Origin of the sequence: Microbacterium sp. 8M (assembly GCF_902506375.1) — a bacterium.
Lineage (GTDB): Bacteria > Actinomycetota > Actinomycetes > Actinomycetales > Microbacteriaceae > Microbacterium.
Map to the genome: position 1 here is coordinate 667,319 of NZ_LR733284.1, position 13,834 is coordinate 681,152.

Sequence of the window (13,834 nt, forward strand, 5' to 3'; positions counted from 1 at the left end):
CCTCGGCCCGCGGGGGTTCGGCCTGTCCTCGCCTGGGTCATCGGCGTCGTGTCGTTCTTCGCGCTCACCATCATGGGCCTGGGTTTGCTGAGCCTGTTCGCCGAGCACGACATCATCTCGGTGCCGCGGCTGGGGCAGATCCCCGGCGCCGTGGGCATGGTGCTCGCGGTGCTCGTGTTCGCGCTCGCGCTGTGGGCGGTGCTCGCCGACCGGCGGCCGTCGTTCGTGGCGACGGTGTTCCTCGCCCTCGGCGCCGCGCTCGGCCACCTCGGCGGAGTGTGGGGCGCCGCGGTCGCGGAGGGCGCCGGCGCCGTCGACGCCACCGCCGCGGCCGGCCAGCTGGTGCTCGGCGGGGCGAGCGCGGTGATCGTGGTCGCGGCGCTGATCGCGGCGTGGGTGGCGATCGCCCTGCGCCGCACGGCCGCGCAGGCGCCGCACTGGCCCTGGGAGAAGGGCGACGACGAGCGGCCCTGACCTCATGCCGCGCACGCGGGCGCGGTGCCGGGATCCGGTGAACGCGCCGAGATGAGGAGGATCCGGGCCGATCCGCCTCCTCGGGGTCGATAGACCCGGTCCCGGCGCCGCCCATGCGCCTCCGCAGGCAGCCCGGGCCGGCGCCGCGATCTCGCGCGCCGCTGCCGCCCGGGCGTGTCCGCGCCGTACGCTGGATGTGTGGAGCGCTCGTTGGAGACGCAGGTGGACCAGGCCGTCGAGGCCTGGCTGCGCTGGGTGCCGCGGTGGGAGCCCGCGACGCACCGCGGGCGGGTCGCTCCATGCCGGCGCTGCATGGGATCCCCGGTGCTGTCCGCGGCGGGCATCGGCGCGAACGTCCCGCACGGCGTGCAGCACGGGCTGTCCACCCGGATCAAGACCATCGTCGACCACGCGGTCGCCGAGTACACGGCGCGCAACCTTCCGATGCTGCAGAGCGAGCTCGACCAGCAGGCGGCGCGCAACCGCGCCCGCGCGTACCGGCCGACGGAGGACCTCGAGCCCGAGTACGAGGGCATGCCGCTGGACCCGGATCCGGTGCCGGGCGCGCCGTTCCTGTTCACGCTCGCCGGCATGGCCGACGAGGACGCGGGGGAGCTGCCGCCACTGCCGCCGCTCAGCGATGAGGCGAAGGCGGCGCTGCGTCGCGAGGTGGCGCTGGCCGACGACTACGCGAACGTGGTGGGCCGCGAGATCTGCGGCCTGCTCCTGCGGCACCGGCTGCGCGTGCAGGCGGCGATCAGCGAGTACGTCGAGCCCCAGATCGAGGCGCTGCTCGCCGAGCTCACCGAGGCGCTGGACTCGCCCTTCGACCCCGACACGTTCTGATCCCCGCGCCCCGGCGCGCCGCGTGCCCTCCATTTGACCGGCGTGTTACCGCGCATTACCATAGAGCGGGTATGCGTGTGTCTTGACGCGCGCGTATCGGGCACCGGCACTCGCCGGCTCCGCCCCCACGGCATACCCACCATTCACACGAACGCCGTTCTCGGCGTGCGGGCGGGTCTGATGTGAAACCCATCACGCTGTCACCGTGCAGCACAACAAGGAGAAGCAGTGCCAACTATTCAGCAGTTGGTTCGCAAGGGTCGTTCGCCGAAGGTCTCCAAGACCAAGGCTCCCGCTCTGAAGTCGAACCCGCAGCAGGCCGGCGTGTGCACCCGTGTGTACACCACCACCCCGAAGAAGCCGAACTCGGCGATGCGCAAGGTCGCTCGTGTGAAGCTCCGCAACGGCACCGAGGTCACCGCGTACATCCCCGGTGAGGGCCACAACCTGCAGGAGCACTCGCTGGTGCTCGTGCGCGGTGGTCGTGTCAAGGACCTCCCCGGTGTCCGCTACAAGATCGTCCGTGGCGCCCTGGACACCCAGGCCGTCAAGAACCGTAAGCAGGCTCGTTCCCGCTACGGCGCGAAGAAGGGTTGAGTTAGATGCCTCGTAAGGGCCCCGCCCCCAAGCGCCCCGTCGTCAACGACCCGGTCTACGGCGCTCCGATCGTCAGCCAGCTGGTCAACAAGATCCTCATCGACGGCAAGAAGTCGCTCGCTGAGGCCATCGTCTACGGCGCCCTCCGCGGCGTCGAGGCGAAGAGCGGCCAGGATGCCGTCGCGACCCTGAAGAAGGCGCTCGACAACATCCGCCCGACCCTCGAGGTCAAGAGCCGCCGTGTCGGTGGCTCGACCTACCAGGTCCCGGTCGAGGTGAAGCCGCACCGCGCGAACACCCTCGCCCTCCGCTGGCTCGTCGGCTACGCCAAGAGCCGCCGTGAGAAGACCATGACCGAGCGCCTCCAGAACGAGATCCTGGACGCCTCGAACGGCCTGGGTGCCGCGGTCAAGCGCCGCGAGGACACTCACAAGATGGCCGAGTCGAACCGCGCCTTCGCGCACTACCGCTGGTAATCAGCCAGTCGGGCCGGAGCCGGATCCCGCACGGGATCCGGCTCCGGCACCCCACACTTTCCTTCGTCGCATAACGACAGCAAGAAGATAAGGACACCCCCGTGGCACAAGAAGTGCTCACCGACCTGAGCAAGGTCCGCAACATCGGCATCATGGCGCACATCGATGCCGGTAAGACCACGACGACCGAGCGCATCCTGTTCTACACGGGTGTGAACCACAAGCTCGGCGAGACCCACGACGGTGCGTCGACGACCGACTGGATGGAGCAGGAGAAGGAGCGCGGCATCACGATCACGTCGGCCGCCGTGACCTGCTTCTGGAACAAGAACCAGATCAACATCATCGACACCCCCGGTCACGTGGACTTCACGGTCGAGGTGGAGCGCTCGCTCCGCGTCCTCGACGGCGCGGTCGCCGTGTTCGACGGCAAGGAGGGCGTGGAGCCCCAGTCCGAGACCGTGTGGCGCCAGGCCGACAAGTACAACGTCCCCCGCATCTGCTTCGTCAACAAGATGGACAAGCTCGGCGCGGACTTCTACTACACCGTCGACACCATCGTGAACCGCCTCGGCGCCAAGCCCCTCGTGCTGCAGCTGCCGATCGGCGCCGAGAACGACTTCGTCGGCGTGGTCGACCTCATCGAGATGCGCGCGCTGGTGTGGCCCGGCGACGCCAAGGGTGACGTGACCATGGGCGCCTCGTACGAGGTGCAGGAGATCCCGGCCGACCTCAAGGACAAGGCCGAGGAGTACCGTCACGCGCTGCTCGAGACCGTCGCCGAGTCCGACGACGTGCTGCTGGAGAAGTACTTCGGCGGCGAGGAGCTGACCGTCGCCGAGATCAAGGGCGCCATCCGCAAGATGGTCATCGCCAGCGAGATCTACCCGGTGCTGTGCGGCTCGGCGTTCAAGAACCGCGGTGTGCAGCCGATGCTGGACGCGGTCGTCGACTTCCTGCCGTCGCCGCTGGACATCCCGGCCATCGAGGCGCACGACCCGAAGGACGAGGAGAAGATCATCGAGCGTCACCCCGACGCCAAGGATCCCTTCGCCGCCCTGGCCTTCAAGGTCGCCGTGCACCCGTTCTTCGGTCGTCTCACCTACGTGCGCGTGTACTCGGGCGAGCTCGAGTCGGGCGCCCAGGTCATCAACTCGACCAAGGGCAAGAAGGAGCGCATCGGGAAGATCTTCCAGATGCACGCCAACAAGGAGAACCCGGTCGACAAGCTGACCGCCGGCAACATCTACGCCGTGATCGGCCTGAAGGACACCACCACCGGTGACACCCTGGCTGCGATCGACGCGCCGGTCGTCCTCGAGTCGATGACGTTCCCGGAGCCGGTCATCGAGGTCGCCATCGAGCCGAAGACCAAGGCCGACCAGGAGAAGCTGGGCACCGCGATCCAGAAGCTCGCCGAAGAGGACCCGACGTTCCGCACGGAGCTCAACCCCGAGACCGGTCAGACGACCATCAAGGGCATGGGCGAGCTGCACCTGGACATCCTCGTGGACCGCATGAAGCGCGAGTTCAAGGTCGAGGCGAACGTCGGCAAGCCGCAGGTGGCCTACCGCGAGACGATCAAGAAGGCCGTCGAGAAGCACGACTACACCCACAAGAAGCAGACGGGTGGATCGGGCCAGTTCGCGAAGATCCAGTTCACGCTCGAGCCCCTCGAGGTGACCGCGGAGCAGAGCTACGAGTTCGTCAACCAGGTCACCGGTGGGCGCATCCCGCGCGAGTACATCGAGCCGACGAACCAGGGCTTCCAGGACGCCATGGCCACCGGTGCCCTCGCGGGCTACCCGATGGTCGGCGTCAAGGCGATCCTGATCGACGGCGCGTCGCACGACGTCGACTCCTCGGAGATGGCGTTCAAGATCGCGGGCTCGATGGGCTTCAAGGAGGCCGTCAAGCGCGCGAACCCGGTGCTGCTCGAGCCGCTGATGGCCGTCGAGGTCCGTACTCCGGAGGAGTACATGGGCGACGTCATCGGCGACCTGAACTCGCGTCGTGGCCAGATCCAGTCGATGGAGGACGCCCAGGGCGTCAAGGTCGTGCGCGCGTCGGTCCCGCTGTCCGAGATGTTCGGCTACATCGGCGACCTGCGCTCGAAGACCTCGGGCCGCGCCGTGTACTCGATGGAGTTCGACAGCTACGCCGAGGTCCCGAAGGCCGTCGCCGACGAGATCATCCAGAAGACCAAGGGCGAGTAAGCCCTAGGAGCCTGGCGGATCCGGTCCCTGCCCGACGAGGGGATCCCAGGGTCCCGGATCCGCCCAGGCACTCAGACAACTTCACATCGCCTCTCTACTAAACTGAGAATCTGAACCCGTAGGAAAGCGGTCACAATCCAGTGCCCGGTGCCCCTACATGACGTCCTGAGGAGGACCCAGTGGCTAAGGCCAAGTTCGAGCGGACCAAGCCGCACGTGAACATCGGAACGATCGGTCACGTCGACCACGGCAAGACCACGCTCACCGCCGCGATCTCGAAGGTGCTCGCCGACAAGTACCCGTCGGCCACCAACGTGCAGCGCGACTTCGCGTCGATCGACTCCGCTCCCGAGGAGCGTCAGCGCGGTATCACGATCAACATCTCGCACGTCGAGTACGAGACCCCGAAGCGTCACTACGCTCACGTCGACGCGCCCGGTCACGCCGACTACATCAAGAACATGATCACCGGTGCGGCGCAGATGGACGGCGCGATCCTCGTGGTCGCCGCCACCGACGGCCCGATGGCCCAGACCCGCGAGCACGTGCTGCTCGCCAAGCAGGTCGGCGTGCCGTACCTGCTCGTCGCACTGAACAAGAGCGACATGGTCGACGACGAGGAGATCCTGGAGCTCGTCGAGCTCGAGGTCCGCGAGCTGCTGTCGTCGCAGGACTTCGACGGTGACAACGCCCCCGTCGTGCGCGTCTCGGGCCTGAAGGCTCTCGAGGGCGACGAGAAGTGGGTTCAGTCGATCGTCGAGCTCATGGAGGCCGTTGACGAGTCCATCCCGGACCCGGTGCGCGACAAGGACAAGCCGTTCCTGATGCCGATCGAGGACGTCTTCACCATCACCGGTCGTGGCACGGTCGTCACGGGTCGCGCCGAGCGCGGTACCCTCGCGATCAACTCCGAGGTCGAGATCGTCGGCATCCGCCCGACGCAGAAGACCACGGTCACCGGTATCGAGATGTTCCACAAGCAGCTCGACGAGGCGTGGGCCGGCGAGAACTGCGGTCTTCTCCTCCGCGGCACCAAGCGCGAGGACGTCGAGCGCGGCCAGGTCGTGGTGAAGCCGGGTTCGATCACCCCGCACACCGAGTTCGAGGGCACCGCGTACATCCTGTCCAAGGACGAGGGTGGCCGCCACAACCCCTTCTACACGAACTACCGTCCGCAGTTCTACTTCCGTACCACGGACGTGACCGGCGTCATCACGCTGCCCGAGGGCACCGAGATGGTCATGCCCGGTGACACCACGGACATGAAGGTCGACCTCATCCAGCCGATCGCCATGGAAGAGGGCCTCGGCTTCGCGATCCGTGAGGGTGGCCGCACCGTCGGCGCCGGCACGGTGACCAAGGTCATCAAGTAAGCACCTGCTTCTGCGCGCAGGGGTCGGGCCTTCGGGTCCGGCCCCTGTGTCGTTCCGTGTCGGATCGGGTCTTGTCGGCGCTGCATCCGGCGGGCAGAATTGCCACGTGCGGGCCGACAGCCGGCTCGATCTAGGGAGGGAGCCCCATGGGTCTCGGAGACGCCATCAACGACGCGGTCAACAAGGGCAAGGAGTTCTTCGAGGAGAACAAGGAGAAGGTCGAGGAGCTGCTGCACAGCGAGCAGGCCGAGGGGATCAGCGACACCGTTCTGGGCGGCGCGGCGGACCTCGCCAAGAAGGTCGCCCCCGGCGCTGCGGAGCAGATCGACGGCGTGCGCGACAACCTGGACAAGCAGGTCGGCACCGAGTGACGCGCTCCGCGCAGCACTGACGTCTTGCGAAGGGCGGAGGGCTTCGGCTCTCCGCCCTTCGTCGTGCCCGGGCGACGCCGTTCGTCGTGCCCGGGAGACGGCCGATATCAAGCCGCACTGCTCGATATCGTCCGTCGCGCTCGCTAGACTGCGACTGTCCTGTGGGAGGACGAGCGGTGACCCGAATGCTGCTGGGGAGCAGATCCGTGTACGTGCAAGTGCGGTCCGCCGGGGGCGGACGATGACGGGCGAAGCGCCTGCGACCGTTTCGGCGCACCCCGCCGCGCACATCGTCGAGCGGGAGTTCGGCGCCGTCCGCATCCGGCTGACGAGGGCGACCGGCGGGGTGCTCTCGCTGTCGGCGGGCAAGGGCGTGCTGGCGGTGCACGGAGTCCGCCGCGGCCGCGTGGCGGTGCGGGGCGCGGTGACGCCGTTCGAGGTGACGCAGCACGGTGCGCTGCTGATGTCGGACTGCACGGCGATGGCGGCGGTGCTGCGTCCGAGCGACCTGATCTCGATCACCGTGCCGTCGGATCAGGCGGCTCCCGGCGTGCGACGCGCAGCAGGCGCGGACGCTCTGCTCAGCGGCGTGATCGCGTTCGCGGCGGAAGTGGTCACCGCGGTGGACCGCGAGGTGCTCGGGATGCCGCATCCGCACATCGAGCTGCTGCTGAAGGACATGGTGTCGCGTCTGCTCGCCGTGGAGTCGGCGAAGGAGGCGCCGGGTCCGCTGCGCCAGGCGCTGGCGGTGATCATGCGCCTGCACGGCGACCCGCGGCTCAGCTCCCGACGGATCGCGGAGGCGGTGAATCTCTCGGTGCGCCAGCTCGAGCGTCAGTTCCAGGCGCAGGGCACGACGATCGCGCGCGAGGTGCGCCGTGCCCGCCTCGACGCGGCGGTGCGGCTGCTCAGCGAGGATCCGACCGGGGCGATGAGCATCGACGAGATCGCGCACCGCGTCGGCTTCTCCGGCGGCTCTCCACTGGCGCGGGCGATGCTGCGCGAGGGCCTGCCGTCGCCGTCGACGATCCGCATGGGCATGCTGCCGCAGGTGGATGACGGCGCGGATGCGCGCGTCGGGACGGACCTCGTGCCGAGAGCGACGCCTCTCCGGCTGAATGCGTCGTCTCTCCCCGAACTCCGGGGCGGGCGCGTCCTCGATGCGCTGTCATGAGTGCGGGACACGACGCGCTGGGGTGCCGGACATCGGCGGAAGCCGGTGTCACGTCGTAACGAAGAGGCGCGCCGCCGCCGGACCGCAGCTGTTCCTGGGTGCGAGCGGCCTCCCGCAGAGGGGCGGGGCATTCATCCGATGCTCCGCCCCTCTTCCGTCCCCGCGCGACCGCGTCCACGCCGCGTCGAGCGCGCGGAAGCCGCGACACGCCGGACACGCCGTCGGCGACACGCCCGAGTTTGCGACACGCCCGGGCTGCACGTAGACTATTGAGGTTCCACATTCCGGCGTGCGTCCCGATGCGCGCCGGGTCACTGCCAGGGCAGTGCACAGACGGCGCCCTTCCGCGGAGAGATCCAGGGAAGCGGGCGCAGGGATCTGGGCCGCGGGCAGCAGAACAGACAACCGACACCTCTTCACCGAGGCCCCGTCATGTGCGGGGGTCGGCTTCCGCGAGTCGCGAGGCTCCGGGCTGACAGCAGAACAGTGGTGCGCCCCTTCGACAGGCTCGGAAACCGGATCCTCGGCTCCGCGACACGGGTCAGGAGGAGGAGTGCGAAGGCGCAGAACGCGCCGTCGCGCGTCCAATGCCCCCGGATCACCCGATCCGGGCAGGTAAGACGCTTAATGAGAGAGAGCAGACAATGGCGGGACAGAAGATCCGCATTCGCCTGAAGTCGTATGACCACGAGGTCATCGACACGTCGGCCCGCAAGATCGTCGACACCGTGACCCGTGCGGGCGCGACCGTCGTCGGCCCGGTGCCGCTTCCGACCGAGAAGAACGTCGTGTGCGTCATCCGGTCGCCCCACAAGTACAAGGACAGCCGCGAGCACTTCGAGATGCGCACCCACAAGCGTCTGATCGACATCGTCGACCCGACGCCGAAGGCCGTCGACTCGCTCATGCGCCTCGACCTTCCTGCCGACGTCAACATCGAGATCAAGCTGTAAGGGGATCACGATGGTCGACATCAACGCAAAGATTTCCAAGGGCCTGCTCGGCACCAAGCTCGGCATGACCCAGGTCTGGAACGAGAACGGCAAGCTGATCCCGGTCACCGTGATCGAGCTAGCCCCGAACGTGGTCACCCAGATCCGCACCCCCGAGAAGGACGGCTACAACGCTGTCCAGATCGCGGCCGGTCAGATCGACCCGCGCAAGGTCACGCAGCCCCTCGCCAAGCACTTCGAGGCCGCCGGGGTCACCCCGCGCCGCCACGTCACCGAGATCCGCACCGCGGACGCCGGCGACTACACGCTCGGCCAGGAGCTCACCGTTGAGGGCACCTTCGAGGCCGGCCAGCTGGTCGACGTCGTCGGCACCAGCAAGGGCAAGGGCTTCGCGGGTGTCATGAAGCGCCACAACTTCAAGGGCGTCTCCGCCTCGCACGGTGCGCACCGCAACCACCGCAAGCCCGGTTCCATCGGTGCTTCGTCGACCCCGAGCCGTGTCTTCAAGGGCATGCGCATGGCCGGTCGCATGGGTGGCGAGCGCGTGACCGTCCTCAACCTCACGGTGCACGCCGTCGACGCCGAGAAGGGTCTGCTGCTCGTCAAGGGCGCCGTCCCCGGTGCGCGCGGTCGCATCGTCTACGTCCGCAACGCAGTGAAGGGTGCCTGAGTCCCATGGCTGACACCACTCTGACGCTCGACGTGTTCGCCGGCGGCAAGAAGACCGGTACGGTCGACGCCCCCGCCGCGATCTTCGACGCCAAGACCAACGTTCCGCTGATCCACCAGGTCGTCGTCGCGCAGCTCGCCGCGGCTCGCCAGGGCACCCACTCGACCAAGCGTCGCGGTGAGGTCTCCGGTGCCGGTCGCAAGCCCTTCAAGCAGAAGGGCACGGGTAACGCCCGTCAGGGCTCCATCCGCGCGCCGCACATGACCGGTGGTGGCATCGTCCACGGCCCGAAGCCGCGCGACTACTCGCAGCGCACCCCCAAGAAGATGATCGCCGCCGCCCTCGCGGGCGCGCTGAGCGACCGCTTCCGCGGTGAGCGCCTGCACGTCGTCGAGTCCTTCGGCGTCGAGGGCAAGCCGTCCACCAAGACGGCCGCCGCCTACCTGAACGCTCTCCCGGGCAAGAAGGTCCTCGTGGTCATCGACCGCGGCGACGACACCAACGCCCTGAGCGTCCGCAACCTGGCCGACGTGCACGTGCTGTACTTCGACCAGCTCAACGCCTACGACGTGGTCAACTCCGACGACATCGTCTTCACCAAGGCGGCCTTCGACGCGTTCGTCGCGCTGAAGTCCGGCGCAACCGAGGAGGTCTCCGCATGAGCGACAACATCCTCGCCGCGGCTGCCAACAAGGACCCGCGCGACATCATCCTGAAGCCGGTCGTCTCCGAGAAGAGCTACGGCCTGATCGACGAGGGCAAGTACACCTTCCTGGTGGACCCCCGCGCCTCCAAGACCGAGATCAAGCTCGCGATCGAGAAGATCTTCGATGTCAAGGTCGCCAGCGTCAACACGATCAACCGCGTCGGCAAGGCTCGTCGCACCCGCTTCGGCACGGGCAAGCGCAAGGACACCAAGCGCGCCATCGTCGCCCTGAAGTCGGGCACCATCGACATCTTCACGGCAGTGAACTGACCGGGGGATAAGGACAGAACATGGCTATTCGCAAGTACAAGCCCACGACCCCGGGTCGCCGCGGCTCGTCGGTGGCCGACTTCGCCGAGATCACCCGATCGACGCCGGAGAAGTCGCTGCTGCGTCCGCTCAGCAAGACCGGTGGCCGCAACAACCAGGGCCGCATCACGACCCGTCACATCGGTGGTGGCCACAAGCGTCAGTACCGCGTCATCGACTTCCGTCGCAATGACAAGGACGGCGTCAACGCCAAGGTCGCTCACATCGAGTACGACCCCAACCGCACCGCGCGCATCGCGCTGCTGCACTACTTCGACGGCGAGAAGCGCTACATCCTCGCGCCGAACAAGCTGAAGCAGGGCGACGTGGTCGAGTCGGGTGCTGCCGCGGACATCAAGCCGGGCAACAACCTCCCGCTGAAGAACATCCCGACGGGTACCGTCATCCACGCGATCGAGCTCCGCCCCGGCGGCGGCGCGAAGATCGCCCGCTCGGCCGGCGCCTCCGTGCGTCTGGTCGCGAAGGACGGCCCCTACGCGCAGCTGCGCATGCCCTCGGGCGAGATCCGCAACGTCGACGCGCGCTGCCGTGCGACGATCGGCGAGGTCGGCAACGCCGAGCAGTCGAACATCAACTGGGGCAAGGCCGGCCGCAAGCGCTGGAAGGGCGTGCGCCCGACCGTCCGCGGTGTCGCGATGAACCCGGTGGACCACCCGCACGGTGGTGGTGAGGGCAAGACGTCCGGTGGACGTCACCCCGTCACCCCTTGGGGCCAGGCTGAGGGACGCACCCGTCACGCCAACAAGGAAAGCGACAAGTACATCGTGCGTCGCCGTAACGCTGGCAAGAAGCGCAAGTAGGAGTAAGAGAAGATGCCTCGCAGTCTCAAGAAGGGCCCCTTCGTCGACGAGCACCTGCTTCGCAAGGTGATCGGTCAGAACGAAGCCGGCACGAAGAACGTCATCAAGACCTGGTCGCGCCGGTCGATGATCATCCCCGCCATGCTGGGACACACCATCGCCGTGCACGACGGACGCAAGCACATCCCCGTGTTCGTGTCCGAGACCATGGTCGGTCACAAGCTGGGCGAGTTCGCGCCCACCCGCACCTTCCGCGGCCACGAGAAGGACGACAAGAAGGGGCGGCGCCGCTAATGGTCGAATCCATCGCACGCGTGAAGCACATCCGCGTGACCCCGCAGAAGGCTCGTCGTGTCGTCGCCCTCATCAAGGGCAAGCAGGCGCAGGAGGCCCTCGCCATCCTGAAGTTCGCGCAGCAGAGCGCCTCCGAGCCGATCTACAAGCTCGTGCACTCCGCGATCGCCAACGCTCAGGTGAAGGCCGACCGCGACGGCGAGTTCCTCGACGAGCAGGACCTGTACGTCAAGAACGCCTTCGTGGACGAGGGGACGACGCTGAAGCGTTTCCAGCCCCGCGCCCAGGGCCGCGCGTTCCAGATCAAGAAGCGCACGAGCCACATCACGGTCGTGCTGGCCACCCCTGAGGTCGCCAAGAACGAGAAGGCGAGCAAGTAATGGGACAGAAGGTAAACCCGTACGGCTTCCGCCTCGGCATCACCACGGACCACGTGTCCCGGTGGTTCTCTGACTCGACCAAGCCGGGTCAGCGCTACGCCGACTACGTCGCCGAGGACATCAAGATCCGCAAGCTCCTGCAAACGCAGCTCGACCGCGCCGGCGTGAGCAACATCGAGATCGAGCGCACCCGCGACCGCGTGCGTGTGGACATCCACACCGCTCGTCCGGGCATCGTCATCGGCCGCCGCGGCGCCGAGGCGGAGCGCATCCGCGGCGACCTCGAGAAGCTCACGGGCAAGCAGATCCAGCTGAACATCCTCGAGGTGAAGAACCCCGAGGCCGACGCTCAGCTCGTCGCCCAGGGCATCGCCGAGCAGCTCTCTGCTCGCGTCGCCTTCCGCCGCGCCATGCGCAAGGGCCTCCAGGGCGCCCAGCGCGCCGGCGCCAAGGGCATCCGGATCCAGGTCTCGGGCCGCCTCGGCGGCGCGGAGATGAGCCGGTCGGAGTTCTACCGCGAGGGTCGTGTGCCGCTGCACACGCTGCGCGCGAACATCGACTACGGCTTCTACGAGGCGAAGACCACCTTCGGCCGCATCGGCGTGAAGGTCTGGATCTACAAGGGCGACCTCACCAACAAGGAGCTTGCTCGCGAGCAGGCCAACGCACCGAAGTCCCGTCGTGACGACCGTGGCGACCGTCGCCGTGGTCCGCGCAACGAGGCTCCCGTCGCAGAAGGAGCGTCTGCCTGATGCTTATCCCTCGCAAGGTCAAGTACCGCAAGCAGCACCACCCCAAGCGTGATGGCCAGGCCACCGGCGGCACGAAGGTCTCCTTCGGCGAGTTCGGCATCCAGGCCCTCACCCCCGCTTACGTGACCAACCGTCAGATCGAGTCCGCTCGTATCGCGATGACCCGTCACATCAAGCGTGGTGGAAAGGTGTGGATCAACATCTACCCCGACCGTCCGCTCACGAAGAAGCCGGCCGAGACCCGCATGGGTTCCGGTAAGGGTTCCCCCGAGTGGTGGGTCGCCAACGTCAAGCCCGGCCGCGTCCTCTTCGAGGTCGCCGGTGTCAACGAGCAGCTCGCCCGTGAGGCGCTGCAGCGGGCAATTCACAAGCTGCCGCTCAAGGCACGCATCATCAAGCGCGAGGAGGGCGACGCGTAATGGCGATCGGCACCAAGGAGCTCGGTGTGACCGAGCTCGACACGTTCGAAGACCAGCGCCTCGTCGAGGAGCTGCGCAAGGCCAAGGAGGAGCTGTTCAACCTCCGTTTCCAGTCGGCCACCGGCCAGCTGGAGAGCCACGGCCGCATTCGCGCCGTCAAGCGCGACATCGCGCGCCTCTACACCGTGATCCGTGAGCGCGAGCTCGGCATCCGTGCGACGCCGGCTCCGGTCGAGGCTCCGGCCAAGAAGGCGTCCAAGGCAAAGGCGAAGAAGGCCGACGAGGCTGAGGCGCCGAAGGAGGAGGCCGAGTAATGGCTGAGAAGAAGGCTGCTGCCGCCGAGGCGGTCGTCGAGCACGCCGCGCACGATGTGCGCGACGCCGACGCCCGTGGCTACCGCAAGTCGCGCCGCGGCTACGTCGTCAGCGACAAGATGGACAAGACCATCGTCGTCGAGGTCGAGGACCGCGTGAAGCACCCGCTGTACGGCAAGGTCATCCGCCGTACGACCAAGGTCAAGGCGCACGACGAGAACAACACCGCCGGCATCGGCGACCTCGTTCTCATCAACGAGACCCGCCCGCTGAGCGCCACCAAGCGCTGGCGTCTGGTGGAGATCCTGGAGAAGGCAAAGTGATCCAGACCGAGTCCCGACTCAAGGTCGCCGACAACACCGGCGCCAAGGAGCTGCTCACCATCCGCGTGCTCGGCGGCTCCAGCCGCCGCTACGCGGGCCTGGGCGACATCATCGTCGCCACGGTCAAGGACGCGATCCCCGGTGGGAACGTCAAGAAGGGTGATGTCGTCAAGGCCGTCATCGTCCGCACCGTGAAGCAGACCCGCCGTCCCGACGGCTCGTACATCAAGTTCGACGAGAACGCCGCCGTGATCCTGAAGAACGACGGGGAGCCCCGCGGCACCCGCATCTTCGGCCCGGTCGGCCGTGAGCTTCGTGACAAGAAGTTCATGAAGATCGTCTCGCTCGCCCCGGAGGTGCTGTAAC

20 protein-coding genes are annotated in these 13,834 nt (G+C 67.5%); all 20 read left to right on the top strand.

Annotated elements, in window-relative coordinates; genetic code table 11:
- Positions 1-48 precede the first annotated feature (48 nt).
- The 20 genes from AERO9AM_RS03085 to rplN all read left to right on the top strand — a co-directional run bounded on the left by AERO9AM_RS03085 (position 49) and on the right by rplN (position 13,833).
- Entirely contained in the window at positions 49-474 is a 426-nt protein-coding gene (locus AERO9AM_RS03085; protein ID WP_236602459.1) for a hypothetical protein, read from the top strand.
- A gap of 198 nt (positions 475-672) precedes the next feature.
- Complete coding sequence (locus AERO9AM_RS03090) at positions 673-1,320, top strand: spermidine/putrescine ABC transporter substrate-binding protein (protein ID WP_201298569.1); 648 nt, start codon at positions 673-675, stop codon at positions 1,318-1,320.
- A gap of 228 nt (positions 1,321-1,548) precedes the next feature.
- A complete protein-coding gene (gene rpsL, locus AERO9AM_RS03095; protein WP_013584051.1) occupies positions 1,549-1,917 on the top strand; it encodes a 30S ribosomal protein S12 in 369 nt (122 codons plus the stop codon).
- A gap of 5 nt (positions 1,918-1,922) precedes the next feature.
- Positions 1,923-2,393, top strand: a complete 471-nt coding sequence (gene rpsG / locus AERO9AM_RS03100; RefSeq protein WP_159574843.1) for a 30S ribosomal protein S7 — start codon at positions 1,923-1,925, stop codon at positions 2,391-2,393.
- Between the two features lie 101 nt (positions 2,394-2,494).
- Positions 2,495-4,609 (top strand): elongation factor G, encoded by a 2,115-nt coding sequence (fusA, locus tag AERO9AM_RS03105; protein WP_159574844.1) that lies wholly within the window; start codon positions 2,495-2,497, stop codon positions 4,607-4,609.
- 179 nt (positions 4,610-4,788) lie between these two features.
- Positions 4,789-5,982: an elongation factor Tu gene (gene tuf / locus AERO9AM_RS03110; RefSeq protein ID WP_159574845.1), complete on the top strand. Its 1,194-nt coding sequence runs from the start codon at positions 4,789-4,791 to the stop codon at positions 5,980-5,982.
- A gap of 146 nt (positions 5,983-6,128) precedes the next feature.
- Positions 6,129-6,353: a hypothetical protein gene (locus AERO9AM_RS03115; protein ID WP_159574846.1), complete on the top strand. Its 225-nt coding sequence runs from the start codon at positions 6,129-6,131 to the stop codon at positions 6,351-6,353.
- Between the two features lie 241 nt (positions 6,354-6,594).
- Entirely contained in the window at positions 6,595-7,527 is a 933-nt protein-coding gene (locus AERO9AM_RS03120; protein WP_159574847.1) for a helix-turn-helix domain-containing protein, read from the top strand.
- A 644-nt stretch (positions 7,528-8,171) separates the two neighbouring features.
- Positions 8,172-8,480, top strand: a complete 309-nt coding sequence (gene rpsJ, locus AERO9AM_RS03125) for a 30S ribosomal protein S10 (protein ID WP_017201594.1) — start codon at positions 8,172-8,174, stop codon at positions 8,478-8,480.
- A 10-nt stretch (positions 8,481-8,490) separates the two neighbouring features.
- A complete protein-coding gene (gene rplC, locus AERO9AM_RS03130) occupies positions 8,491-9,150 on the top strand; it encodes a 50S ribosomal protein L3 (RefSeq protein ID WP_045249926.1) in 660 nt (219 codons plus the stop codon).
- 5 nt (positions 9,151-9,155) lie between these two features.
- Positions 9,156-9,812 (top strand): 50S ribosomal protein L4, encoded by a 657-nt coding sequence (gene rplD / locus AERO9AM_RS03135; protein ID WP_159574848.1) that lies wholly within the window; start codon positions 9,156-9,158, stop codon positions 9,810-9,812.
- A complete protein-coding gene (gene rplW / locus AERO9AM_RS03140) occupies positions 9,809-10,126 on the top strand; it encodes a 50S ribosomal protein L23 (RefSeq protein ID WP_045249924.1) in 318 nt (105 codons plus the stop codon). The genes rplD and rplW overlap by 4 nt, the downstream gene beginning before the upstream one ends.
- 20 nt (positions 10,127-10,146) lie before the next feature.
- Entirely contained in the window at positions 10,147-10,986 is an 840-nt protein-coding gene (gene rplB / locus AERO9AM_RS03145) for a 50S ribosomal protein L2 (protein ID WP_159574849.1), read from the top strand.
- A gap of 12 nt (positions 10,987-10,998) precedes the next feature.
- Complete coding sequence (rpsS, locus tag AERO9AM_RS03150) at positions 10,999-11,280, top strand: 30S ribosomal protein S19 (RefSeq protein ID WP_045249922.1); 282 nt, start codon at positions 10,999-11,001, stop codon at positions 11,278-11,280.
- Positions 11,280-11,660, top strand: a complete 381-nt coding sequence (gene rplV, locus AERO9AM_RS03155) for a 50S ribosomal protein L22 (RefSeq protein ID WP_159574850.1) — start codon at positions 11,280-11,282, stop codon at positions 11,658-11,660. The genes rpsS and rplV overlap by 1 nt, the downstream gene beginning before the upstream one ends.
- Positions 11,660-12,412 (top strand): 30S ribosomal protein S3, encoded by a 753-nt coding sequence (rpsC, locus tag AERO9AM_RS03160; RefSeq protein WP_045249920.1) that lies wholly within the window; start codon positions 11,660-11,662, stop codon positions 12,410-12,412. The genes rplV and rpsC overlap by 1 nt, the downstream gene beginning before the upstream one ends.
- On the top strand, positions 12,412-12,831 hold the full coding sequence (gene rplP / locus AERO9AM_RS03165; RefSeq protein ID WP_159574851.1) for a 50S ribosomal protein L16: 420 nt from the start codon (positions 12,412-12,414) through the stop codon (positions 12,829-12,831). The genes rpsC and rplP overlap by 1 nt, the downstream gene beginning before the upstream one ends.
- Positions 12,831-13,145 carry a 50S ribosomal protein L29 gene (gene rpmC / locus AERO9AM_RS03170; RefSeq protein WP_045249918.1) on the top strand — a complete coding sequence of 105 codons (315 nt, stop codon included), beginning with the start codon at positions 12,831-12,833 and terminating at the stop codon, positions 13,143-13,145. Before rplP ends, rpmC begins: the two co-directional genes overlap by 1 nt.
- Positions 13,145-13,468: a 30S ribosomal protein S17 gene (gene rpsQ, locus AERO9AM_RS03175; protein ID WP_159574852.1), complete on the top strand. Its 324-nt coding sequence runs from the start codon at positions 13,145-13,147 to the stop codon at positions 13,466-13,468. Before rpmC ends, rpsQ begins: the two co-directional genes overlap by 1 nt.
- Positions 13,465-13,833: a 50S ribosomal protein L14 gene (gene rplN, locus AERO9AM_RS03180; protein WP_045249917.1), complete on the top strand. Its 369-nt coding sequence runs from the start codon at positions 13,465-13,467 to the stop codon at positions 13,831-13,833. The genes rpsQ and rplN overlap by 4 nt, the downstream gene beginning before the upstream one ends.
- The last annotated feature ends 1 nt before the right edge of the window (position 13,834 follow it).

Bases quoted from the DNA above. Each gene is read 5' to 3' on its own strand.
- rpsG (WP_159574843.1), top strand. From the start codon at position 1,923: ATGCCTCGTAAGGGCCCCGCCCCCAAGCGCCCCGTCGTCAACGACCCG.
- AERO9AM_RS03115 (WP_159574846.1), top strand. From the start codon at position 6,129: ATGGGTCTCGGAGACGCCATCAACGACGCGGTCAACAAGGGCAAGGAG.
- AERO9AM_RS03120 (WP_159574847.1), top strand. From the start codon at position 6,595: ATGACGGGCGAAGCGCCTGCGACCGTTTCGGCGCACCCCGCCGCGCAC.
- rpsJ (WP_017201594.1), top strand. From the start codon at position 8,172: ATGGCGGGACAGAAGATCCGCATTCGCCTGAAGTCGTATGACCACGAG.
- rplC (WP_045249926.1), top strand. From the start codon at position 8,491: ATGGTCGACATCAACGCAAAGATTTCCAAGGGCCTGCTCGGCACCAAG.
- rplD (WP_159574848.1), top strand. From the start codon at position 9,156: ATGGCTGACACCACTCTGACGCTCGACGTGTTCGCCGGCGGCAAGAAG.
- rplW (WP_045249924.1), top strand. From the start codon at position 9,809: ATGAGCGACAACATCCTCGCCGCGGCTGCCAACAAGGACCCGCGCGAC.
- rplB (WP_159574849.1), top strand. From the start codon at position 10,147: ATGGCTATTCGCAAGTACAAGCCCACGACCCCGGGTCGCCGCGGCTCG.
- rpsS (WP_045249922.1), top strand. From the start codon at position 10,999: ATGCCTCGCAGTCTCAAGAAGGGCCCCTTCGTCGACGAGCACCTGCTT.
- rplV (WP_159574850.1), top strand. From the start codon at position 11,280: ATGGTCGAATCCATCGCACGCGTGAAGCACATCCGCGTGACCCCGCAG.
- rpsC (WP_045249920.1), top strand. From the start codon at position 11,660: ATGGGACAGAAGGTAAACCCGTACGGCTTCCGCCTCGGCATCACCACG.
- rplP (WP_159574851.1), top strand. From the start codon at position 12,412: ATGCTTATCCCTCGCAAGGTCAAGTACCGCAAGCAGCACCACCCCAAG.
- rpmC (WP_045249918.1), top strand. From the start codon at position 12,831: ATGGCGATCGGCACCAAGGAGCTCGGTGTGACCGAGCTCGACACGTTC.
- rpsQ (WP_159574852.1), top strand. From the start codon at position 13,145: ATGGCTGAGAAGAAGGCTGCTGCCGCCGAGGCGGTCGTCGAGCACGCC.